The sequence below is a fragment of the Phaeobacter sp. BS52 genome, from assembly GCF_045040595.1.
GTDB lineage: Bacteria > Pseudomonadota > Alphaproteobacteria > Rhodobacterales > Rhodobacteraceae > Phaeobacter > Phaeobacter piscinae.
On sequence record NZ_CP090662.1, the window covers coordinates 509,752 to 530,498 of the forward strand.

The 20,747-nt window shown below is 55.2% G+C and carries 20 protein-coding genes and 1 pseudogene; 16 read left to right on the forward strand and 5 right to left on the reverse strand.

The window, feature by feature from the left end; translation table 11 throughout:
• Window positions 1–428: 428 nt before the first annotated feature.
• From L0Z65_RS02490 to L0Z65_RS02510, 5 genes are all read left to right on the forward strand, one after another.
• Window positions 429–1,106, forward strand: coding sequence for a hypothetical protein (locus L0Z65_RS02490; protein ID WP_405110450.1), 678 nt, complete (start codon window positions 429–431; stop codon window positions 1,104–1,106).
• An 11-nt stretch (window positions 1,107–1,117) separates the two neighbouring features.
• A complete protein-coding gene (locus L0Z65_RS02495; protein ID WP_405110453.1) occupies window positions 1,118–2,158 on the forward strand; it encodes a hypothetical protein in 1,041 nt (346 codons plus the stop codon).
• Complete coding sequence (locus L0Z65_RS02500) at window positions 2,122–2,823, forward strand: hypothetical protein (RefSeq protein ID WP_405110456.1); 702 nt, start codon at window positions 2,122–2,124, stop codon at window positions 2,821–2,823. Before L0Z65_RS02495 ends, L0Z65_RS02500 begins: the two co-directional genes overlap by 37 nt.
• Before the next feature lie 172 nt (window positions 2,824–2,995).
• Window positions 2,996–3,319 carry a hypothetical protein gene (locus tag L0Z65_RS02505; protein ID WP_405110459.1) on the forward strand — a complete coding sequence of 108 codons (324 nt, stop codon included), beginning with the start codon at window positions 2,996–2,998 and terminating at the stop codon, window positions 3,317–3,319.
• An 18-nt stretch (window positions 3,320–3,337) separates the two neighbouring features.
• Window positions 3,338–4,306, forward strand: a complete 969-nt coding sequence (locus L0Z65_RS02510; RefSeq protein WP_405110462.1) for a calcium-binding protein — start codon at window positions 3,338–3,340, stop codon at window positions 4,304–4,306.
• Between the two features lie 656 nt (window positions 4,307–4,962).
• On the opposite strand, the gene L0Z65_RS02515 is transcribed toward L0Z65_RS02510, so the two are convergent.
• The 4 genes from L0Z65_RS02515 to L0Z65_RS02530 all read right to left on the reverse strand — a co-directional run bounded on the left by L0Z65_RS02515 (window position 4,963) and on the right by L0Z65_RS02530 (window position 7,360).
• On the reverse strand, window positions 4,963–5,472 hold the full coding sequence (locus L0Z65_RS02515; protein WP_405110465.1) for an IS3 family transposase: 510 nt from the start codon (window positions 5,470–5,472) through the stop codon (window positions 4,963–4,965).
• Entirely contained in the window at window positions 5,430–5,819 is a 390-nt protein-coding gene (locus L0Z65_RS02520) for an IS3 family transposase (RefSeq protein ID WP_405110468.1), read from the reverse strand. The genes L0Z65_RS02515 and L0Z65_RS02520 overlap by 43 nt, the downstream gene beginning before the upstream one ends.
• Window positions 5,820–5,977: 158 nt before the next feature.
• Window positions 5,978–6,274, reverse strand: coding sequence for a transposase (locus L0Z65_RS02525; RefSeq protein ID WP_405110471.1), 297 nt, complete (start codon window positions 6,272–6,274; stop codon window positions 5,978–5,980).
• A 294-nt stretch (window positions 6,275–6,568) separates the two neighbouring features.
• The gene (locus tag L0Z65_RS02530; protein ID WP_096872038.1) at window positions 6,569–7,360 is read right to left on the reverse strand and encodes a helix-turn-helix domain-containing protein; all 792 of its coding nucleotides are present in this window, start codon (window positions 7,358–7,360) and stop codon (window positions 6,569–6,571) included.
• 110 nt (window positions 7,361–7,470) lie between these two features.
• Between L0Z65_RS02530 and L0Z65_RS02535 the strand changes: the two genes are divergently transcribed.
• The 10 genes and pseudogenes from L0Z65_RS02535 to L0Z65_RS02580 all read left to right on the forward strand — a co-directional run bounded on the left by L0Z65_RS02535 (window position 7,471) and on the right by L0Z65_RS02580 (window position 19,276).
• The gene (locus tag L0Z65_RS02535) at window positions 7,471–9,450 is read left to right on the forward strand and encodes a CocE/NonD family hydrolase (protein ID WP_405110475.1); all 1,980 of its coding nucleotides are present in this window, start codon (window positions 7,471–7,473) and stop codon (window positions 9,448–9,450) included.
• Window positions 9,451–9,472: 22 nt separating this feature from the next.
• Window positions 9,473–11,035, forward strand: coding sequence for an ABC transporter substrate-binding protein (locus tag L0Z65_RS02540; RefSeq protein WP_096872034.1), 1,563 nt, complete (start codon window positions 9,473–9,475; stop codon window positions 11,033–11,035).
• An 18-nt stretch (window positions 11,036–11,053) separates the two neighbouring features.
• Window positions 11,054–11,992, forward strand: a complete 939-nt coding sequence (locus tag L0Z65_RS02545) for an ABC transporter permease (protein WP_096872032.1) — start codon at window positions 11,054–11,056, stop codon at window positions 11,990–11,992.
• Between the two features lie 13 nt (window positions 11,993–12,005).
• Window positions 12,006–12,884: an ABC transporter permease gene (locus tag L0Z65_RS02550; protein ID WP_405110479.1), complete on the forward strand. Its 879-nt coding sequence runs from the start codon at window positions 12,006–12,008 to the stop codon at window positions 12,882–12,884.
• Window positions 12,881–13,858, forward strand: a complete 978-nt coding sequence (locus L0Z65_RS02555; protein ID WP_405110482.1) for an ABC transporter ATP-binding protein — start codon at window positions 12,881–12,883, stop codon at window positions 13,856–13,858. Before L0Z65_RS02550 ends, L0Z65_RS02555 begins: the two co-directional genes overlap by 4 nt.
• Complete coding sequence (locus tag L0Z65_RS02560) at window positions 13,855–14,784, forward strand: oligopeptide/dipeptide ABC transporter ATP-binding protein (protein ID WP_405110485.1); 930 nt, start codon at window positions 13,855–13,857, stop codon at window positions 14,782–14,784. Before L0Z65_RS02555 ends, L0Z65_RS02560 begins: the two co-directional genes overlap by 4 nt.
• Before the next feature lie 10 nt (window positions 14,785–14,794).
• On the forward strand, window positions 14,795–16,435 hold the full coding sequence (locus L0Z65_RS02565) for an amidohydrolase (RefSeq protein ID WP_405110488.1): 1,641 nt from the start codon (window positions 14,795–14,797) through the stop codon (window positions 16,433–16,435).
• Window positions 16,432–17,958 carry a M81 family metallopeptidase gene (locus L0Z65_RS02570; protein WP_405110491.1) on the forward strand — a complete coding sequence of 509 codons (1,527 nt, stop codon included), beginning with the start codon at window positions 16,432–16,434 and terminating at the stop codon, window positions 17,956–17,958. The genes L0Z65_RS02565 and L0Z65_RS02570 overlap by 4 nt, the downstream gene beginning before the upstream one ends.
• Window positions 17,959–18,137: 179 nt before the next feature.
• Window positions 18,138–18,807: pseudogene (locus L0Z65_RS02575) on the forward strand (NAD(P)(+) transhydrogenase (Re/Si-specific) subunit beta); the annotation flags it as partial.
• Between the two features lie 34 nt (window positions 18,808–18,841).
• A complete protein-coding gene (locus L0Z65_RS02580) occupies window positions 18,842–19,276 on the forward strand; it encodes a BLUF domain-containing protein (RefSeq protein WP_405110494.1) in 435 nt (144 codons plus the stop codon).
• Window positions 19,277–19,302: 26 nt separating this feature from the next.
• On the opposite strand, the gene L0Z65_RS02585 is transcribed toward L0Z65_RS02580, so the two are convergent.
• Complete coding sequence (locus L0Z65_RS02585; protein ID WP_405112615.1) at window positions 19,303–19,476, reverse strand: hypothetical protein; 174 nt, start codon at window positions 19,474–19,476, stop codon at window positions 19,303–19,305.
• On the opposite strand from L0Z65_RS02585, the gene L0Z65_RS02590 reads away from it, so the two are divergent.
• Complete coding sequence (locus L0Z65_RS02590) at window positions 19,457–20,311, forward strand: XdhC family protein (protein ID WP_405112435.1); 855 nt, start codon at window positions 19,457–19,459, stop codon at window positions 20,309–20,311. The two genes, L0Z65_RS02585 and L0Z65_RS02590, sit on opposite strands and share 20 nt — an antisense overlap.
• Window positions 20,312–20,747 lie beyond the last annotated feature (436 nt).

The window sequence follows — 20,747 nt, forward strand, 5'->3', positions numbered from 1 at the left end:
AAGTCGGATGTCCGTTTCCAGCCCAAAGCAGACATTCGTAGAGTCGGCGGCGCTACCATGCCGCAGGTGCCTAAACGCCAGCCAGTTTTCCCGAAAGCAGACGTGCAAAGGTAAGTCACTATCCCAGCTGGTGCTGCGAGGGTCATCAGCGATGTTGATGCGCCGTTACAAACGATGAGGCCGGATCGAGCTCATATTCGAAGGGATCAAGCACTGGCGGTGAATGACCAACACACATCGAATGCCTTCTATAGTCTTCGAACTTGACAAAAACCATAACTGCTCTTGCCACCTATTGGCTACTATTTGCAGCACCCTTCTTGCATGAGATGTAGTCCAACAATACAATCGCCATGTTACAGCATCAGAGTGATGCGACACCTATCTTTTGTCGGATAAGATTAAGATCTTTACACTTTAGAATCGCAATGAAAAGTATTGAATTAATAATTACCTACATACTTACGTCAATTTTTTATGCGAATGGAGTCTGCGCGGAAACGTCAAACGATATCTCCATCTCCATCTCGGGTGAAACAATTAGGATCCCGCTGACAGAAAATTTATATAAAAAAGATACTTACCAAGCACTAAAGCAAGAATGTGGGGGTAAGCCTATAGCATTCAGTGAAGTTATAATTCTAAACTCAGTACCCGGCACCAGTCCCATTCTGGAAACTCTGCTCGATCAAAATAGCAATTTTCGCATAAGTCAAATAGGATTCGGATTTATCGCTGAGGAGGAGTTGGTGGAATGGCCGAACAAACACCCACGCTTTGAAGTGTCTCGACGCGGCAATAAAATTTTTCTTGTAAACACGCCAGGTCTTTTTGGGAATGAGGTAAAGGTAACTTGCCGAGCCAATCTACCAATCTATTCTGATGATGATAATTCTTATGCCTGCCTGGGCATTGGTGTTCGGCCCAGCGGCATGATTATTGATTTTTCTTTTTTTACGGGAGAGGATTTGAAAGGGCATTGGCCAAAGCCGCCAGATATGGAAATGGAGTTTGACGACTTCAGCTGGAGCGAGCCACTGAGTGTTATCGAAAAGTCAATTGAAAATAGAGTTTACTCACTAGAGGAAGAAGTATTGTGCAACTAAGTGCAATCTAAATGGAATTCATTTCAGCTCTGATGGAAGGAAACTTCACTGCAGAGCATGTCAATGGTTTGACGGAGGATCTATTTCCATTAGCGACTGGGCTTATAACAGAAGGTATTATTGACAGCCATCCAGAAGCAGCATTCTACCTTGCGCTTGCTGTGATGGTCGAAGGGCAACCAGGTGTGGAACCCCCTGTCTGGCTTTGGCTGCGAGGCGCAGCAGAAGTAAATATTGGTGTTGGAAATCAAGCAAACTGTATTCGAAATTACAATGACTCACAAGCCGGAGCACGTACCGGAGATTCGGTGCCATTTGATGAGATCAGTGATATCTCAAATATAATGGCACAAAGACTATTTCTCGACATAAAGAGAAGCTCTGGAGTCATTCCTAATTTGAATTTCATTGCGGAGAACGATGCGCGTGCGGCGGCAGGGATATTGTTTCAAGACGGGGATTTCGGTGGATGGGCCGGATCCCCACTGTTCTTGGCGCTCGGGATCAACGACTACTTTAATAGATGTATTGTTGGCGACCAAAACGGTACTTATGACGCATTTGCAATGCTCAAGTTCATGCTTGAAAGTTACCAATCTGCCAACATCGTTGATGCGCTGCTACAAATCTACCAATGCCCAGATGGAGCTGATGTGGCTGTTACGGCAGTGGCTAGCTTGGCTACGTTTCTGGAAGAACATTATGGAGTAGACGGAACAAACCTACTTGCGTACTTAACCGTTGGCACAGATATTAAATTGGGCAGGTTGGGTTCAGACGACACGCTCTCGGCGACTGATGAAATGGACGCCATTCATGGCGGCGCTGGGAACGACACGGTAATTGGTGGGAGTGAGCAAGCCGGTTTTTTTGACGGTAACGACCTTTTAGATGGTGGAGACGGTTTGGATAAAGTGAATTTTAACCAAGCCATCGAAACCAAAGCGTTAAACAAAACATTTACGTCTTTAGGTGGCGGAATATCCGGGAACATAAGTTCTGTGGAAATCGAAAAATGCGTTTTTCTCAGATTTCAGGTTTTGAAGCGCTAGAACTGGGAAAAATAAACGACACTGTACGCATAATAGATTCCTCTGATGTTACGACTATTGATGCGAGTTCTGAAACCGAGGGCGCTGGTGATATTTTCGATCTGAGCCAACTAAAAGTCGGAGCTACGGTCGACATCCAAGAAGAAGCGCTCGAATTTTCGGGAATTCATGTTGAAGTTATTGATTTTGAAACAGTGTTGGGATCTGATCACTCAGATAGCATTACGGGCAACGAAAAGAACAGTCTTCTTTTGGGAGGTGACGGAGCCGACGATATAGATGGCGGCGCTGGCGATGACGTCCTGGTCGTAGACTCCTCTGACCTAGGCAGCTCTGTGAGCATAAATGTATCCGGCGGCGAAGGTCGTGACATCCTCTATGTTGATGACACAGATGGCGTGAAAGCCGATATGGCGGCTTTGAATGTGGAAGTCGCCGTAGGAAATTCTGGCGATGATGAGTTCTATATGGATGCATCCCATGGCAGCCAAATGGTCGCAGGGGGCGCTGGCGACGATATTTTTGCTGTTTGGTCAACAGATGAAGACGGCCCAGCAATTATTTGGGGCGGCGCCGGTGCTGACCAGTTTCATACAGGCGGCGGAAATATGATCGTGGCGTCAGTTTCCGGCTTGAGCACGGAAACTTCGAAAATTTCGAACTAGACCTCTTGGGGCTTGGAGAGATTTTTGACTGGAGTGACATATCTGCAGTGATTATTAACTCAGGTTCCTCAGATGAATTCTACAGAGGAATGAAATACGATTTCAATTCGGAGACTATGGTGCCCGACAGAATGGGTGTTGGAACTCATAGATCAAATTACTAGAAACTAAAGTGGATGAAGAAGATTCAGCATTCATTGAGATGTATCCTGAAACAACCAATTATTCACTTTCTGAGATAGAAGGTCTTCGGGAACCCGAATATGCCGAAGACAGAAGCGACATACATAGTGGGGCGGTGAGGTTTGGTGATGTTTCCCTTAATGTTCAAACCTCTGTTTACGCAGCTTATACATCGGCACGATACTGGGGTCCAGAAGGGGACGATGATGGGCTGGTCGGTTGGCCCATTAACGGCTATGGACCACATATGGATGAGCTTTCAAGTTATGAATTTGCATCGGGAGCAGAAAATGGACCGTTCATTGATAAATAATACAGAACGCATCAATCATTGACAGAAGGTGAAACGGTTATTGGTGATATTGAATTTCCCAATCAAATCTCAGACCTTATCTCACATTGGTCCGTTGCAGGAGGTAAATTTTCCGGAACATCTTTAGTTTCGAATGGTTCAGTAGCTGCGGTTATGCCGGTAGACAGCGAAACTCCTTCTACTCTTGAGATCTTGCAGAAAATTGAGTTGACGCACAATATCAAAAATCACACTGATCCGGACGGGCTTACCGCAGAAACCGGATCTTCTGGAGCTGATAGCTTCACGCTGGTCACTGGTGGCCGATCTACGATTATTACCGAATTTGAACCAGAGTATGATAACTTACTTATAAATGGGGAAATACTAATCCCAAACACTTCAGACGATAGGGTTTCAATTGAGCAGGCGGGAAACAACGTAACAGTCACACTAAAGACTAGTGAGATGGTAATCCTGCAAGACGCCGATTTGGAGATCTGGCGAAACTTCGCTGATGTGAGCGATGGAATTGTAGAAGGAACTGAAAGTGCAGATTTAATCGACCGTTCCTTCGCGGATGGCGGGGGCGATAGCGTTCAAGAGGATAGCGCAGTCTCTGACACCGTTTACGGCTATGGTGGAGATGACCGGATCCACCTCTACAATGGCAATGATATCGCCTATGGCGGCGAGGGTAACGACGTGATTTATGGTCAGAAGGGCAATAATTCACTCTACGGGGGAGCAGGGAACGACTTCCTTCACAGTGGTGATCACAGCTCAATACTGAACGGTGGCGATGGGGATGATGAGCTCAGAGCCAAACTCCTTAAGGGTGGTGATCACATCCTTACTGTCGGTGCTGGGGCGGATCTTTTTGTGTTTGGAACTAACAAAGCAACAAATTCGTCGATTCTGGAAATTACTGACTACGAAGTCGGAATAGATCGCTTAACCATCGAAGGCTTCGATATCGAAACTTGGAAAAATCTGCGTTGCCTGTAGGTTTCACAACCACGAGTGCTGTTGGGGGTGATTTGATATTCCATTTAGATGGAAGTGGCCAGTTAACATTGCGCGGGATCACTGAAGTAGAGTTCTTTGAATAGTGTTACTTTCGAATTGGAACGATTTTCTGCCGTCAATTTTCTACGACAGAAAATCACCTTAACCTCTCAATTTCGCACATTTTCACCTCCGATGTCACCAACGCAAGTCAGCTTTGAACCCATTGCTACAACTCTCTCATCGGTTAGCATTGGTCGATGAAAACACTCGATTTGCAGATCTCTAGAGACATCCATCCGAATACCAAGTCGCTTGAGGTTTGGGGTAGTGATAACAGGCATGTCGCGGACATCATTCGGTATGATGATACGACCCAAATATAATCAAAACCTATTCGAATGAATTGGACGTCGAGACGCTCGAGAGAATAATAGAATTGGCCAGCGAACACCTAGGTGATTTTGAAGATGACACACCTCTTCAGGAATCAAATCTATCAACTAAGTGCTTTAGCTAGACAGTCGCTTTGTTCGTACAATCGCCGATCGAAGCCGCCAGAGGCATGCGCTTGCAGCGAAGGGAGGCTTCTCGACGCGGCGGCGCAGTGAAAACCGTGGCCGAACTTGGCGACAGAGATGACCTTGCAAAGGTCGCTATCTGCGCATCGCGACCGCCCCTGGTCGTTCGTGCTGCGCCTGCAGCGAATGGCCGGAAGGTCCGCATCTTCCCAGTTGGAGTTCACCCCGATTTCCGGACAGATTGATTATTGACCCTATGCTGCGCTTTTCCAAGTCATGGTTTCGTATGCTTGCGCGGGGGTTTGGTAGGCTATGGCGGAGTGCTTGGCGCTGGCGATTGTAGAAGACCTCTATGTATTCGAAGATCGCAGCCTTTGCCTGGGAGCGCGTTTTGAAGCGCTCCTGGTGGACCAGCTCCTTTTTCAGGGAGGCAAAGAAACTTTCCATTGGAGCGTTATCCAGGCATTCGCCGGTTCGGCTCATTGATTGGATGATCTTCGCAGACCCGAGCAGCGCACGGTATTCGCTGCCAGCGTATTGCACGCCGCGATCCGAATGGTGAATGAGCCCAGGCACCGGACCACGCCGCCCCAGGGCCATGTTCAAGGCATCACAGCACAGTTTGGATCGCAGATGATCGTCCATTGCCCAGCGACGATTTCACGTGTTGCCATGTCTTTGATGGCGGCGACGTAGAGCCATCCTTCGTCCGTATCGACGTAGGTAATGTCGGCCAGCCAAACCCGGCTTGGAACGGAACAACCGAACTGTTGCTCCAACAAATTCGGCGATGGTTTCAGAGAGTGATTGCTGTCAGTCGTGCGCGGCTTCCGGCGCTTGCGCAGACGCGGTGAGATACTGTTTTCTCTCATTATTCTGGCGACGCGTCGCTCCGAGACTGCCTCGCCATCGGCTTTCAGATCCTGGTGGACCCGCTTTGACCCATATCGTGTTTTGCTTTGAGAAAACGCCGCTTTTATCTTTGGCAGCAACTCGGCGTCCCGGTCGGTACGCAGCTTTTGCCGCTGATCTCGGGTTGGTTGCGACTGAGTAAAACCATAAAATCAACTGCGGCCGATCCCCAGAATGCGACAGAGCAGGGAAATGGGATAAAGAGCCTTATGGGCAGCGACAAATGCATGTTTCGCAGTCATGTCTTCGCTGCTCTTGAGGCGAAAAAAGCGGAAGCTTTCTCAAGGATTGCATTTTCCAGCTTCAAACGTTTGTTTTCCTTCCGAAGACGATCCAGTTCCGCCGCATCCGCCTGCTGCCTGCGCAGTGCCGCCGTTGATCCTGCTGCTTCGATCTGCAAGCGCCACGTCTTTAATTGCGAGTTCGTCACTCCAAGCTCCTTGGCAACACCACCTTGTGTGGCACCAGGCTTATAAAGCCGACCAACAGCTGCGGCTTTGAATTCATCTGTGAACGTCCGTCTCGTTTGTCCCATTCCATGCTCCTTTCCTAGACAGGGGTAAATTACCCTGGTGTCCGGGAACAGGGACGAAGTTCAACGACAGCGAACCACAAGAATGCGGACATTAGGGCGGCCCGTTGAACCTAACATCGGTTGCGGATTCGTTGGCTGGGTCTCAGTGGTCTTGCAAGCGCTGACGTATCCGACAACGATAGAGATGGCCAAACTCGCCCAACAGTCAAACCGCCCTTAGGCTGCGAAAACTAATGTATGGGCCTGGAGATATCAGAGGCCAATATTGCTATGATTTGTAATAGGAAAGGGCTGCTACTCCTCTCCCGTTAGGCCCGATTTTTCGAGCAAGAAGTTGCGCACGGTGGGATCAATGGCTTTATCGTCTATCCGATAAACGCCACATTTGTTGAGAATTTCGCTCGCCACTGTAGTTGCTTCCGTTCGCTTCCAAATGACACGTGCGGAATAGGGCATGCGACGCGGCCGCCAGGATATGCCCATCGTCAGGCCTCGCAAATAGGTACGCTGTTGTCGGTGCGAAGGGTACAAGATTGTTTCGGTAAATGACCCGTCCTGATCTGGTTCAAACTCGACAACGAAGATTCGGCTACCGTGATAGCTTGCCTTACCGTCATATCTAGTCCGCTGAAGCAGTTCCCGTTCCGGTCCGAGGCCACGTTCGATGGTTCGGGTCAGGATTTGCCCCTCATATTCATCCAGAAATGTTGCCCCGATCATGACGTTGCCCGGCCAGGACGGCGACAAGAAATGAATGTGATAGGCCCCCAAAAAGCCGCGCAACCGGGCAAGATCACCGGGGAAGGCGTTGGCAAAGGGATCTTTGCGTTGCGGTATAGCGCCTTTATTCGACAGGCCGCGCAGCGCTTTGAACGTTGCGTGATCCGCCAGTAAGTCCTGCTCCTCCACCTCAAAATACAGGCAAATTCTGCGCAGGTTATGCGCAGACGGCATGCCCGCCCCTGACAAGTATCGATTGAACTGCTGCGGATTGATTCCAATTTCGCGACACACTTGCGCGACCGATACTCTCTCCGCGCAGATGTGGCGGAGATTTTTGGAGAACTCAGAGCGTTTTTGTTTCATTTATTAGCGATCTTACGCAACATCGTACATTTTCGCTAACTTTAGCGTAATCTCGTCTAGTTGTCATGGCCCTGTCGTCCGGCTCAGACTCTCGGATCTTTGGGGGTCATGTGACACATATTACTGTTATAGAAAACGAATGGATCGTATTGCCGGACGGGCGACGTCTGGCGACGCGGATCTGGATTCCGGCGGGCACTGGTCCGTTCCCTGTCATTCTTGAATACCTGCCCTATCGTAAGCGCGATGCCACCGCGTCGCGTGATCAGACGACCCATGGGGTTTTTGCGGCGGCGGGTTATGCCTGTGTGCGGGTGGACATCGCCGGCACCGGCGATTCAGACGGAGTTTTTGATGATGAATATTCCCAACAGGAATTGAGCGACGGCGAAGCCGTTTTGGCTTGGATCTCCTGTCAGGATTGGTGTGATGCCAATATCGGCATGATCGGAATTTCGTGGGGCGGGTTTAACGGCCTGCAATTGGCCTATCGTCAGCCCCCCGCGCTGAGGGCGGTTGTCAGCGTGGCTTCGACCACCGATCGCTATGCGGATGATATACATTTTATGGGCGGCTGCCTGCTGAGCGACAATGTAAATTGGGCCGGGCAGATGTTCGCCTATAATTCGCGCCCGCCTGACCCGTTGCTGCGCAGTGACTGGCGCGAGGTCTGGCAGGAGCGGATGGAGAACCTGCCGTTTATGGCCGCTGACTGGCTGGCCCATCCAAACCGGGATGCGTTCTGGAAACACGGCTCGGTTTGCGAGGATTATGCGCGGATCAAGGTGCCGGTGCTTGCCACCACCGGCTGGGCGGACGCCTATGTGAATGCGCCGTCCCAACTGGCGGCACATCTGAACGGCCCTGCCAAAGCCCTAATGGGGCCATGGGAGCACCGCTACGCCCATATGTCAAAGCTGGGCGCGTCGGACTTCCATTCCGAGGTTCTCGGATGGTTTGATCGCTGGCTCAAGGCCGAGGAGAACGGTGCAGAGGACTTGCCCGATTACCGCGTTTTCATGCAGGAACATTTTGACCCGACGCAGGCCAATAAGCCGCGCAAGGGGCGTTGGATTGCCGAACAGCGCTGGCCCTCGCCGAATGTCACGCCCCGGATGCTCTGGCTGGGCAACAATGGCTTGAGTGACCGTGCAGAAAACGCACAGCTGAACGTCTCCACTGCGGCGGATGTGGGTCAGGCCAGCGGTGTCTTCTGCCCCGGCATGCGCATCGACAATGAGCTTGCGGGTGATCAGAGCGGCGACGACGCGCGATCGGTCTGTTTTGATCTGCCTCTGGATGCCTCGATGGAATTGCTGGGTCGCGCCGTGCTCAAGATCGCCTTTACGGTTGATCAGCCCGCAGCGCAGATTGTCGCGCGGCTGTGTGACGTGTCCGCGGATGGCGTGTCGCAACGGATCAGCTACCGAGCCTTTAACCTGAGCCATCACGCCGGGCATGACCGCCCAGAAACACTGGTGCCAGGCCAACGCTACGAGGTGGAATTTGCCCTGAACGAATGTGCGCACCATCTGCGCGCCGGTCACAGGCTACGGCTTGCGTTGTCTAACAGCTATTGGCCGATTGTCTGGCCTGCACCAGTGCGTACGAATGTCATGCTTGATTTGGCGGGCTGTGCGCTGACGCTGCCTGTGCGGTCTGTCATAGAGGAGATTGATCCCTGTGCACCGGGCGCGCCCCAATTGGGACCAACGTCTCATAATGAAACCTTGCGGGCCGCCGATGCCAGGGTGTCAACCGTTACCCAAGCGGATGGCACCATCGTTCAGGAAACGTTCGATGACTTTGGCGCGACGCGCGATCCCGATCACGGAATGGAGGTTGGGAGCCACGTCACGACCCGCTACTCCATTCATCCCGATGATCCGGTCACCGCCTGTTTCCAATCCGCTTGGAACTTCGCGTTTAGACGCAAGGATTGGCAGGTTGAAATCAACACTGAAAACGCCATGACCTGCGATACACAAAATTTCTATTTGCACCGCAAGTTGCGCGCCACAGAGGGCGCGACACGAACCGAAGTTCTGACAAAGGAATGGTCGCAAACCATTCCACGCGGACATTTATGACCAACTCAAAGGGAGACAAGACATGAGAATTGAATGGAAAAAGGCACCTGTCGGACGACGTGGTTTCCTGAAAGGGGCCACTGCACTGGGGGCCGCTGCCATGCTGCCGATGGGTTATGCCGGACGCGCGATGGCGCAAGCCGATGGCGTTTTGCGGGTGCGCAACTACGGCGATCTCAGCACCATGGACCCGGCGCACAGCGTTGGTGTTGTGGATGAGACGATCCACGCCGCTGTTTACAACAAGCTGATCCAGTATACGCCGGGCTCTGAGTGGGGCTGGAAACTGGACGCCGCCGCAATGATCGAACAGGCCGATCCCACCCACATCAAATTCGCCCTGCGCGATGACATCGGGTTCACCAATGGCCACGGCGCGATGACGGCAGAGGATGTGAAGTTCTCGTTTGAGCGCATCATCGCAGATGCCACTGAATCGCCCAACAAGCCCGACATGGGCCCGCTCAGCCACGTTGAAGTGACAGGCGAGCGTGAAGGCACAATCGTGCTGAACGATCCCTTTGCCCCGCTTTGGACCATCGCTCTGCCCTATATCACCGGCAACATTGTGTCCAAGGCCGCCACGGAAGCAGCCGGTGGTCGTATCGGCGTTGATCCGGTCGCTGAATCCGGCCCCTATCTGCGCACCAGCTGGGCGGCCAAGGAAAAAACGGTTCTGACACGCAATCCCGATTGGAAAGGGGAGGCTCCCGCCTGGGATAGCATCGAGATTCTGCCGATTGACGACGAAAGCACCGCCGAAATCGCGTTTGATTCAGGCGAGATCGACCTGACACGTGTCTCTCTGGGATCGGTCGAACGCTATCGCGCGGGCGTGCCGAATGGCGGGACATTGGTTGAAAACCCATCGCTGTTCTACGTCTGGCTGGGCATGAACCTGGACCACCCAAAGCTGCAGAACCAAAAGCTGCGCCAGGCCATCCAGCATGCCATCGACGTGCCGTCGATCCTTCAGGCGGCGTACTTCGGTGCGGTTGAACCCTCCACCGGCATCATCGCACCGGGTCTTGCGGGCAACCGCCCCGAGAGCCTTGTGCCTCCGGCGGCGGACTTCGCCAAGGCCGCGGAACTGCTGGCGGAATCAGGGGAAACCAATGTCACGCTGAAGTTGGATGTGCTGAACAAGAACGAGTTCACTACAGCCGCGCAGGTCATTCAGGCCACGCTTGCCTCCATCGGCATCACGGTCGAGATCAACCTGCTTGAATCCGGCGCGTTCTGGTCCAGCGGTGACAACGAAGACCTGCAGCTCGTGCTTAACCGGTTCTCCATGGCACCTGATCCGTCCTATGCGACGGCCTGGTTCATCACCGAACAGGCTGGCATCTGGAACTGGGAACGCTTCAGCAACGAAGAGTTCGACAAGATCCACGCCATGGCTTCGCAAGAAACTGACCTTGAGGTCCGTGGCGAGATGTATCGCCGCGCGCAGGATCTGATGGAAGAAAGCGGTGCTTACCGTTTCATCACCCATGAGGCTACGCCGGTTGTTCACTCCGCACGTATCACACCGGGCCTGCGGCCTGATGGTCTGATGCTGCTGCGTGACTTTGGCAAAGCGTAATTAAACAGGAGCGTCGCAATGTTGAAATTCACTCTCAAACGTTTCGCCCTTGCGGCGCTCATCCTTGTGGTGGCTGTCACGATCATGTTCCTCATGATCCGTGCGGTGCCCGGTGACCCGGTGTCGATCATGCTGGGACCACGGGCGACGCCAGAACTCAAGGCGCGGCTGATTTCGGAAATGGCGCTGGATCAGTCGATCCCAAAACAGCTGTTGCTGTTCTTCGGGGGCCTCTTGCGCGGCGATCTTGGCGTTGATGTCTTTTCGGGACGCTCGGTCACCGAGATTGTTTTCGAACAATTGCCCCACACCCTGAAGCTAATTTTCTCGGCCATTGCTTGGTCGGCGATTTTAGGTATTGCACTCGGTTGCTATGCTGCGGCGCACCCCAACACTTGGATTGACCGCGCTGCGGCGACACTTTCGGTCAGTTTTATTGCGGCCCCCGCCTTTGTGGTCGCCCTTTTGTCGCTGCTGATATTTGCGGTGCAATTGCAATGGTTTCCGGCCATCGGCGTCGGCGAAGGGTTCTGGGACACGGCGTGGCATCTTGTGCTGCCCTCTTTCGCCATCGGCCTCAGCTGGGTGGGCTATATTGCCCGGCTGGTGCGCGCCTCCATGCTGGAGGTCATGGGCGAAAGCCACATCCGCACCGCCCGCGCCTTTGGCCTGAGCGAGCGTCGCATCATCGGCGTCTATGCCCTGCGCATCGCGATCCTGCCCGTGGTGACCGTGATTGGCGTCGGCATGGGGTTCCTTCTCAGCTCTGCCGTCTTTACCGAAATCGTCTTCGCCCGTCCCGGTCTGGGCAAGCTGGTGATCGACAGTATCACCACCCGTAATTACCCCATCGTGATGGGCGCAGTGCTGGTGTCGACCGGGCTGTTCGTTGTCTCAACCGCATTGGCTGATCTGATCAATGCGCTACTCGATCCGCGCGCGCGGACGGCCACATAAGGGAGCCCTGATCATGACAGATGCAACAGCCGTCCCCACCAAAAGCAAATCCGAACTGGCCATCATCATCGCAGGCGTTGCGCGCGACCCCTTGGGGTTAATGGGCCTGATCATCGTGGGTGTCATCGTGTTCTCCGCAATATTCGCATCCTGGATCGTGCCTTATGATCCGGTTGCGATGAATATTCAGGATCGGATGCAGGGGCCGTCCGCCGCGCACCTGCTGGGCACGGACCAATTGGGCCGGGATACGTTCTCGCGGGTCATCATGGGCGGACAGGTCGCGCTTAAGGTCGCCCTGCCCGCGATTTTCGGTGCCATGGCGATTGGCCTGACGCTGGGCATGATCGCGGGTTACGGCCCCAAATGGCTCGATAACTTCCTGATGCTGCTCTTTGACACCATCCGGTCCTTCCCGACCGTGATGTTCGCCCTCGCGGTTGTCGCGCTTGTCGGCCCTAGCCTGCAAACCGTGGTGTTCGTGGTCATGGTCACCTCTATCCCGACATATGGGCGGGTTGCCCGCACCCAGACGCTGACCCTGCGCAACAGCGAATTCATTCTGGCCGAGCGCGCCATGGGGGCCAGCATGGCCCGCATTCTGGCGGTGCATATGCTGCCCAACATCATAGGTGTTTTGGCGGTGCTGGTGGCGATGGACATCCCAACCGTGATCGCCCTTGAGGCGGGCCTGAGCTTTCTCGGTCTTGGCGTGAAACCACCAACCCCAAGCTGGGGTGCACTGTTGAAAGACGGCTATGCGCTGATCCGCCAGACCCCATGGCTGGTTGTGGGGGGCGGTCTGCCCATCGTGATCGCAACCCTTGGGTTTACCTTCCTGGGCGAAAGCCTGCGCGACGTGGTTGACCCAAAACTGAGGAAGAACAGATGACAGAGACATTGCTCGAAATTGACAACCTCAGCGTTGATTATGAAACCGCACGGGGTGACCTGAAGGCCCTGCGCAACATCACCTTTGATGTGAACAAAAGCGAGATTGTGGGGATTGTGGGCGAAAGCGGCTGTGGGAAATCCACGCTGATTTCCTCCATCCTGCGGCTGATCGCCCCCAACACGCGGTTCCGCGAAGGCGAGGTGCGGTTCAAGGGTGAAGACTTGCTGACAGCCACCGAACGTCACATTCGCGATCTGCGCGGAGATGATATCTCAATCGTGTTTCAGGGCCCGATGCAGACCCATAATCCGGTAATCTCCATCGGGCAGCAGATGGTGGATATCCAGCACCGTTCCAAGGCCAGCAAGGCCGACAAACGGGCAAACGCGGCCAAGATGCTGGGCGCGGTGGGCATCCCCGACCCGGAGGCGCGGTTGAACCAGTTCCCGCACGAATTCTCAGGCGGGATGCGGCAGCGGATTGCGATTGCGATGGCGCTGATGTCCGAACCTGACCTGCTGATCGCGGATGAGCCGACAACCGCCCTTGATGCCACGCTTGAGGTGCAGATCATCGAGCGGCTCAAAGACCTGCAAAGCGACTTTGGCTGCGCCATCCTGTTCATCTCGCACCATCTGGGCGTTATTGCGGAACTGTGTGATCGGGTGGTCGTGATGTATGCCGGAGCGGTCGTGGAAAGCGGCACGGTGCGCGAGATTTTCCATCACCCCAAGCATCCCTATACCCGCCGTCTGATCGAATGTGATCCCGGTCATATCAAGGAACGCGCGCGGGTGTTGCCGACCATTCCCGGTGAGGTGCCCGATCTGACCAACTTGCCCAAAGGTTGCATTTTTCGCGACCGCTGTGATCAGGCCTTTGCGCGCTGCGCCGAAGTGCCACCGTTGACGCGCCTGAGCGAGGGGCAAAACGCGGCCTGTTGGCTGAACCATGCGGAGGAGCCAGCATGAGCCCGATCCTAGACGTGAAAGACCTCCAGACCAGCTTTGGCGCTGTGAACGTTCTGGCAGGTGTCAGCTTTGCCGTCGAACAAGGCGAGACCTATGCCATGGTTGGCGAGAGCGGCTCCGGCAAGACCACCGTGATCCGCGCCATTGCCGGTCTCGCGCCCGCGCAGGCGGGATCGGTCAAATTCGATGGGCAGGAAATCCGAGGGATGAGCGAGAAGAACCTGCGCCCCCTGCGCAAGGACATCGCGATGATGTTTCAGGATCCCACCGGATCCCTGTCGCCGCGCCTGACGATCCGCAACCTGATCACCGAGCCTTACAAGATCCAGGGCATGAAAGACCGCGATCTGGATGCCGAAGCCAAGCGTCTGCTAGAGCTGGTCAATCTGCCCGCTCATTTCGCGGATCGCTATCCCTACCAGCTGTCCGGCGGTCAGGCGCGGCGCGTTGGCGTGGCCCGCGCGCTGGCGTTGGAGCCCAAGTTGATCTTGGCGGACGAGCCGACGGCAGGGCTGGATGTGTCGGTGCAGGGGGAATTGTTGAATCTTCTCAACGACCTGCGCGAACGGCTGGGCCTTTCGATGGTGATCATCACACACAACCTGAACGTCGTGCGCCATGTGGCGGACCGGATGGGTATCCTGTACTTGGGCCGTCTGGTTGAGGAAGGCACGACAGAGGCGATCTTTGCTGAGCCACGTCACCCCTACACCAACTGCCTGCTCAGCGCGAACCCGGAGCCCGACCCCGATGCACGGCTGGAACGCATCGCCCTCAAGGGCGAGCCGCCCAGCCTAATCAGGCGCCCCTCGGGTTGTGAGTTCCGCGACCGCTGCCCCGTAGCCAGCGACATCTGTACGCAAGTCCCACAGTTCGAAGTGACCGATGGTCACGCGGTCAGATGTCTGACCCCTCTGCACCTGTGAGCATACTGGAATGACCGCTTCAACGCTGTATTTCAACGGCCCGATCCTAAGCATGGATGCTCAAGACTCCATGCCAGAGGCGGTGTTGACACGAGGTGAAACCATCATAGCCGTCGGAACGCAGGCCGATCTGCGCGCTCAGATGCACTCAGATACGACTCTGGTCGATTTGCAGGGGCAGACGATGATCCCGGCGTTCATCGACCCCCACGGGCACTTTCCGGATTCCGGCTTTATCGCGCTGTTTCGCGTCAACCTGTCGGCACCACCTCTCGGGACCTGTCCGGATATGGCGACCTCCCTTGCGCGGCTGCGCGACCGGGCTGACGCCACGCCGAAGGGCGAATGGGTCATGGGCGTGTCGTTCGACAATACCGCCATTGCAGAGGGCCGGATGCCCACGCGGGCAGAGCTGGACAGCGTCTCGCTAGAGCATCCGATTTGGGTGATCCACGCCTCCGGCCACAACGGCGCTGCGAATTCCGTGGCCTTGGCGCGGCAGGGGATCACCGAAGATACCCCGAACCCGCTCGGCGGCCGCTATGACCGCGACCCCGAGACCGGCGCGCTGACCGGCCTGATCGAGGGGATTTCCGCCATGGGCGCCTTGGGGGACACCACGTTCCTGATAGATGAGGTACAGTTTTGGCAAGGGTTCGCCGCATCACGGGATGAATACCTGTCGCATGGTGTAACATATGGGCAAAATGCCTGGGCCAACGCAGACTTGCTGTCCCGCTTTGCCGGTTTCCCTGCCGACAAGGATCCCGGATTTGATTTGACCATTCTTCCGATTGCGGAACTGGAGCCCAATCTTAGTCAGGGCCCCAAAGCGATGAGGGAATTCGCAAATCCGCATTTCACAATGGGCCCACGCAAGCTGTTCTCAGATGGGGCGTTCCAACTACAAACCGCCTACCTGCGTGAGGACTACTACCGGCCGGTTGCCCCGGAGGCGCCGCGCGGTGTGCCCTATGCGGATGCGGACCACCTGACCGCTGAAGTCCGCAAACTGCACGACATGGGGTTTCAAATCCATTGCCATTGTAATGGCGATGCGGGAGCTGATCTGTTCCTTGATGCGGTTGAGGCTGCTCAAATGGCCAACCCGCGCCACGATCACCGCCACACGATCATTCATGGTCAGTTGCTGCATGAGGATCAGTTTGAACGCATGGTGCAGCTGGGCGTCACGGTCAGTTTCTTTTCGGCTCATATCTATTACTGGGGTGACCGCCATCGCAGCACATTCCTCGGCCCTGACCGGGCAGCGCGCCTCTCTGCCGCCGCATCCGCCGCGCGTCACGGTATCCGGTTTACCCTGCACAATGATGCCTCGGTCACGCCAACGCGGCCCATTCATCTGGCCCATTGCGCCGTCAACCGGCTGACCGCGACCGGGGGCACGCTGGGCGAAGAGCAGCAGATATCTGTGCTGTCGGCCCTGCGGGCGCAGACGATTGATGCGGCGTGGCAGGTCTTTCAGGAAGGGCGGCGCGGCTCCATCGAGGCTGGAAAACTGGCGGATCTGACGATCCTATCCCGCAATCCGCTCAACGACCCGGACCGCCTGTTGGACACGAAAGTCACGAAGACGATCCGCCGTGGCACGCCCGTGTTCGAAAACGCTGCGGCTTCAGACATCAAATGACGCGACCAAGAATAGCGATCGCCGGGTTTCAGCATGAAACCAATTGCCATGGCCTGACACAGGCAGGATTGGCCGAATTCGAAATGGCGGATTCCTGGCCCGGCATGCTGCATGGCCAAAAGGTCATTACCCAGACACGGGGTATGAATTTGCCCATCGCGGGATTTGCAAACGCTGCAGAAATTGCGGGGTATGAGATTATCCCGATCCTTTGGTGCGCGGCGGAACCTTCGGCCCATGTGACCGATCACGCCTTCGAGACAATCTCCGGGATGATCCTGGATGCTCTGCGCGCCGCTGGCCCGCTCGACGGTGTCTATCTTGACCTGCATGGCGCGATGGTCACTGAAAGCTTCGCAGATGGCGAAGGCGAGTTGTTGCGACGCGTGCGCGCCCAGATCGGGGAGGACATCCCGCTAGTGGCTAGCCTTGATCTGCATGCCAATGTCTCCGCCGAGATGTGCGCGCACGCCGACTATCTGGCGATTTTCAGAACCTACCCGCATCTAGATATGGCCGAGACCGGCGCGCGCTGCCAGCCTGTACTGGCGCGTCTGTTGCGCGGCGAGGTTTTGCACAAGGCGCTTCGCCCCGTGCCCTATTTGATCCCGCTGCACGCACAATATACCGGCTCACCGCCTTTCAGCACGCTTTATGGCAGCTTGCCAGACCTGCAACAGCAAGGCGTTGAGGCAGATATCGCCCTTGGATTCACGGCAGCAGATTTCCCGGATACCGGACCGTCCTGCGTTGCCTACGCGAAAACGGCGGCACAGGCTGAGGCTGCGGTAGATACAATCCTGTCGCACTTTCTGGCCATGGAGGATCGTATAGATCGTTCGCTGTTGTCGTTGGACGCGGCGGTTCAGCTGTCTCATCATCGCAGGGACAAGCCGCTGATCTTGGCGGATGTGCAGGACAACCCCGGTGCGGGCGGCACGTCGGATACCACAGGGCTGCTAAGGGCTTTGATTGATGGCAAATGCCGCAAAGTTCTAAGCGGCATGTTCCACGATCCTGAACTTGCACAAAAAGCGCATGCCGCCGGTTCTTCCGCCCGGTTTAAGGGTGAACTGGGGAGTAAATCAGGCGTCCCGGGGCAGACTCCGGTGACCGGATTGTTCGAGGTTCTGTCCCTCAGCGACGGCGACTGCCCCTACACCGGAGAAATGTACGGCGGCGGTATTGCAACCCTTGGGAAAAGTGCCGCCCTCAGGATCGTTGACGCCTATGCGCAGATTGATGTTGTCGTCACAAGCATCAGAAACCAATGCCTTGATCTGGCGCATTTCACGCATTTTGGACTAGATCCTACCGACTACCAAACCATCTGTGTCAAAAGCACTGTGCATTACCGGGCCGCTTTTGATCCAATCGCCAGTGAGGTGAAGTCTGTTACGTCACCCGGCGTATTTGCATGTGACCTCAGAAACGCAGACTATCAAAATTTGCCCTCCGGAAAGAGAGCTGAAGCGTATGACCAATATTTAGAAGCTCAGAAAGCTGGAGGCGGCTCAAGTTAGGGATTTTCGATTCTTGATCGTCTCTACAGCGGGCAAATTAGCCTCTTCGCCGAAGGGCGCAGAATGAGTTGCCGATATGCGTTAGCCAAGATTGGTCCCTCCGACCAGTAATGAAAGCGCCGGAACTCAAAACTTCCATATGACTGCAATTAGTCAGGCAGCGGAAGTTTGCTTCCAAGCTCCTGATCGTGGTCGGCGCGCTGGTGGGCTCTTCGGGTGCGATCCTCTCCTACATCATGTGCAAGGCGATGAACCGCTTCCTTTGTCAGCGTGATTCTGGGCGGCTTCGGCGGCGCCACCGGTCCCGCGATGGAAGTGGAAGGCGAGCAGATCGCCATCGACGCCGACGGCGTTGCTGCGGCGCTGGACGAGGCTGACTCAGTGATCATCATCCCCGGCTACGGCATGGCGGTGGCCCAGGCGCAGCAGAACGTCGCCGAACTGACCCGCCGCCTGCGCGCCAAGGGCAAGGAGGTGCGCTTTGCCATCCACCCGGTCGCAGGCCGCCTGCCGGGCCACATGAACGTGCTGCTGGCCGAAGCCAAGGTGCCCTACGACATCGTGCTGGAAATGGATGAGATCAACGAGGACTTCCCGGAAACGGATGTGGCCATCGTCATCGGCTCCAACGACATCGTGAACCCGGCCGCCCAGGAAGACCCCAACTCCCCCATCGCAGGCATGCCGGTTCTGGAGTGCTGGAAGGCGAAACAGGTGTTTGTCTCCAAACGCGGCCAGGGCACAGGATACTCCGACATCGAGAACCCACTGTTCTTCAAGGAAAACACCCGCATGTTCTACGGCGACGCCAAGGCGTCAATCGAGGGTTTGCTGCCAAATTTGGGCTAGGGTGTCACATGGATCGTGAAAGGCGGAAAAACAGATGAAGCACATAGTTTATGTCAGCCAGGCCGAGCACCCGTTCTCGGCCTGGGAGCTTGCAAATCTGCTGGAAACCAGCCGTGCCAGAAACGTGAGTGATGGGATCTCCGGACTGCTGATCTACCGGCTCAACCCAGAGTACAATCGTGGGAACTTCGTTCAAGCGATTGAGGGGCCGGAAGCTGAAATCGACAGTCTTTGGAGCAGAATTACCAGAGACAATCGCCACCACACAATTGTGGTTGTGCAGGAAGGTTCGATAGAGGCCCGTATGTTTGACGGCTGGTCCATGGGGTTCAAAAACGCTGATGCGGAAGATTTGGCCGGTTTCGCAGGGTTTTCCGACCTGGGCAGTGACACTTTCTGGAGTGATATCAGCCCGGCTTCTGCCGCGGGCGCACTTGAGCTGCTGAGAAACTTTTACGATGGCGCATGATCGGGATGTTAGCTGCGAGAACCATACTAGGTCAGCGTTTGCGGTTTTCTTCCTCCATTGCGCTGCCATACCTGTCTTGAATGGAGGTGAGAAATTCCTGTGACCCCCAAGCATAAGCCTCCAGATGCAGCGGCCTTAGAACCTTTAAAGGCGTTATCAAGCGCTTCTGCACCCGGTGTATTGGCAATAATCACCGACATTGAAGGTCCTTCATACCGACCGCTTGGTGCTACGATGGCAATCTTGGACGACGGATATTTAGTAGGGAATCTGCCCTCTGGCTGTATTGAGGCCGACATAGCGCTTCATGCAGCCAATTGTTTGCAAACAGGTGAAACAGTCAGCATTGTCTATGGCCGCGGCTCGCCATTCAGGGATATCCAGCTTCCTTGCGGCGGGGGGCTGGAAATTACTTTGATACCAAACCCCGAGCATGCGGTCCTGCGAGACCTAGTCGCACGCAATACTAGGCGGCAGACCTGTGTGCTATCAGCACATACATCTTCAGGATCGTTGTCAATTCAGGACCAGGGCGAGACCAGGCGCGACAACGCAGCCATCACGATCAGATTCGAGCCCGAGACATTATTTTATGTTTTCGGTAAAGGCCCGGAAGCTGTGGCATTTTCGGGACTGGTTCAGTCCACCGGATTTCCTGCTTTGCTTATGTCCCCCGATGAAGAAACTCTGGCGGCCGCGGCGGAATCTGGGTGCCGTACACGTCATCTTACGTCAGCAAAGTTTCCAAGGGATCTGGTCGTTGATCGCTTCACAGCGGTTGTCTTATTTTTCCATGATCACGAGTGGGAGCCGCCAATCTTGCAGCGAGCGGTTGCTACAGACGCTTTTTATATCGGAGCCCAAGGCAGCCAGCGGGCAGCCGCTGTGCGACTGGCGGAAATGGCTGCTTTGGGGGTATCTGGTTCAGATCTCGAGCGGATAGCGGGTCCTATAGGGTTAATCCCATCAGTTCGCGACGCACGGACTCTGGCCGTCAGCGTTTTGGCTGAGATTTTACAGAAACGCCAGAGCTAGGCCAGATGTCTTCAGATTGCCGTCGTAGAGTTACGCCCGGAAGTTCGAGGAGGTGCAGGCCAGCTAGCGCTATGCCCAAGTGGAGCAGACGGAACTCCATGCGGCAACATTCAGGTACTTCATACAACGATGTTCCCGGTTTAGCCGGTCCATGGCTCACTCCCCCTTTGGGACCTCTGGGACTCTTGCCCTGCGTGATCGCAACTACCCGTGAATGGCCATTCGGAAGCTGCTTGGCAGTTGCGTGGATATTGTCCCAGCTCTGTCCGCCGACTGCGGCATGGTGCATTGCAACGCCGGGGGATCAAGAGCAATCAGACCAATCGGTCTCGGGAGGCCCAGAAATCTTGATTAGTGAATCCACAGTGAACTAGCGCATTGCTTGAGCCCCTCGCTTTTTGGCTAAGGCGCAGTGAAAGAACGGTTTGAACTCCGC

Coding starts and splice junctions, on each gene's coding strand:
- L0Z65_RS02490 (WP_405110450.1), top strand. CDS start 429: ATGAAAAGTATTGAATTAATAATTACCTACATACTTACGTCAATTTTT.
- L0Z65_RS02495 (WP_405110453.1), top strand. CDS start 1,118: ATGGAATTCATTTCAGCTCTGATGGAAGGAAACTTCACTGCAGAGCAT.
- L0Z65_RS02580 (WP_405110494.1), top strand. CDS start 18,842: ATGAAGCACATAGTTTATGTCAGCCAGGCCGAGCACCCGTTCTCGGCC.
- L0Z65_RS02545 (WP_096872032.1), top strand. CDS start 11,054: ATGTTGAAATTCACTCTCAAACGTTTCGCCCTTGCGGCGCTCATCCTT.
- L0Z65_RS02540 (WP_096872034.1), top strand. CDS start 9,473: ATGAGAATTGAATGGAAAAAGGCACCTGTCGGACGACGTGGTTTCCTG.
- L0Z65_RS02560 (WP_405110485.1), top strand. CDS start 13,855: ATGAGCCCGATCCTAGACGTGAAAGACCTCCAGACCAGCTTTGGCGCT.
- L0Z65_RS02555 (WP_405110482.1), top strand. CDS start 12,881: ATGACAGAGACATTGCTCGAAATTGACAACCTCAGCGTTGATTATGAA.
- L0Z65_RS02530 (WP_096872038.1), bottom strand. CDS start 7,360: ATGAAACAAAAACGCTCTGAGTTCTCCAAAAATCTCCGCCACATCTGC.
- L0Z65_RS02570 (WP_405110491.1), top strand. CDS start 16,432: ATGACGCGACCAAGAATAGCGATCGCCGGGTTTCAGCATGAAACCAAT.
- L0Z65_RS02585 (WP_405112615.1), bottom strand. CDS start 19,476: ATGTCGGTGATTATTGCCAATACACCGGGTGCAGAAGCGCTTGATAAC.
- L0Z65_RS02525 (WP_405110471.1), bottom strand. CDS start 6,274: ATGGGACAAACGAGACGGACGTTCACAGATGAATTCAAAGCCGCAGCT.
- L0Z65_RS02500 (WP_405110456.1), top strand. CDS start 2,122: ATGCGTTTTTCTCAGATTTCAGGTTTTGAAGCGCTAGAACTGGGAAAA.
- L0Z65_RS02550 (WP_405110479.1), top strand. CDS start 12,006: ATGACAGATGCAACAGCCGTCCCCACCAAAAGCAAATCCGAACTGGCC.
- L0Z65_RS02565 (WP_405110488.1), top strand. CDS start 14,795: ATGACCGCTTCAACGCTGTATTTCAACGGCCCGATCCTAAGCATGGAT.
- L0Z65_RS02515 (WP_405110465.1), bottom strand. CDS start 5,472: ATGGACGATCATCTGCGATCCAAACTGTGCTGTGATGCCTTGAACATG.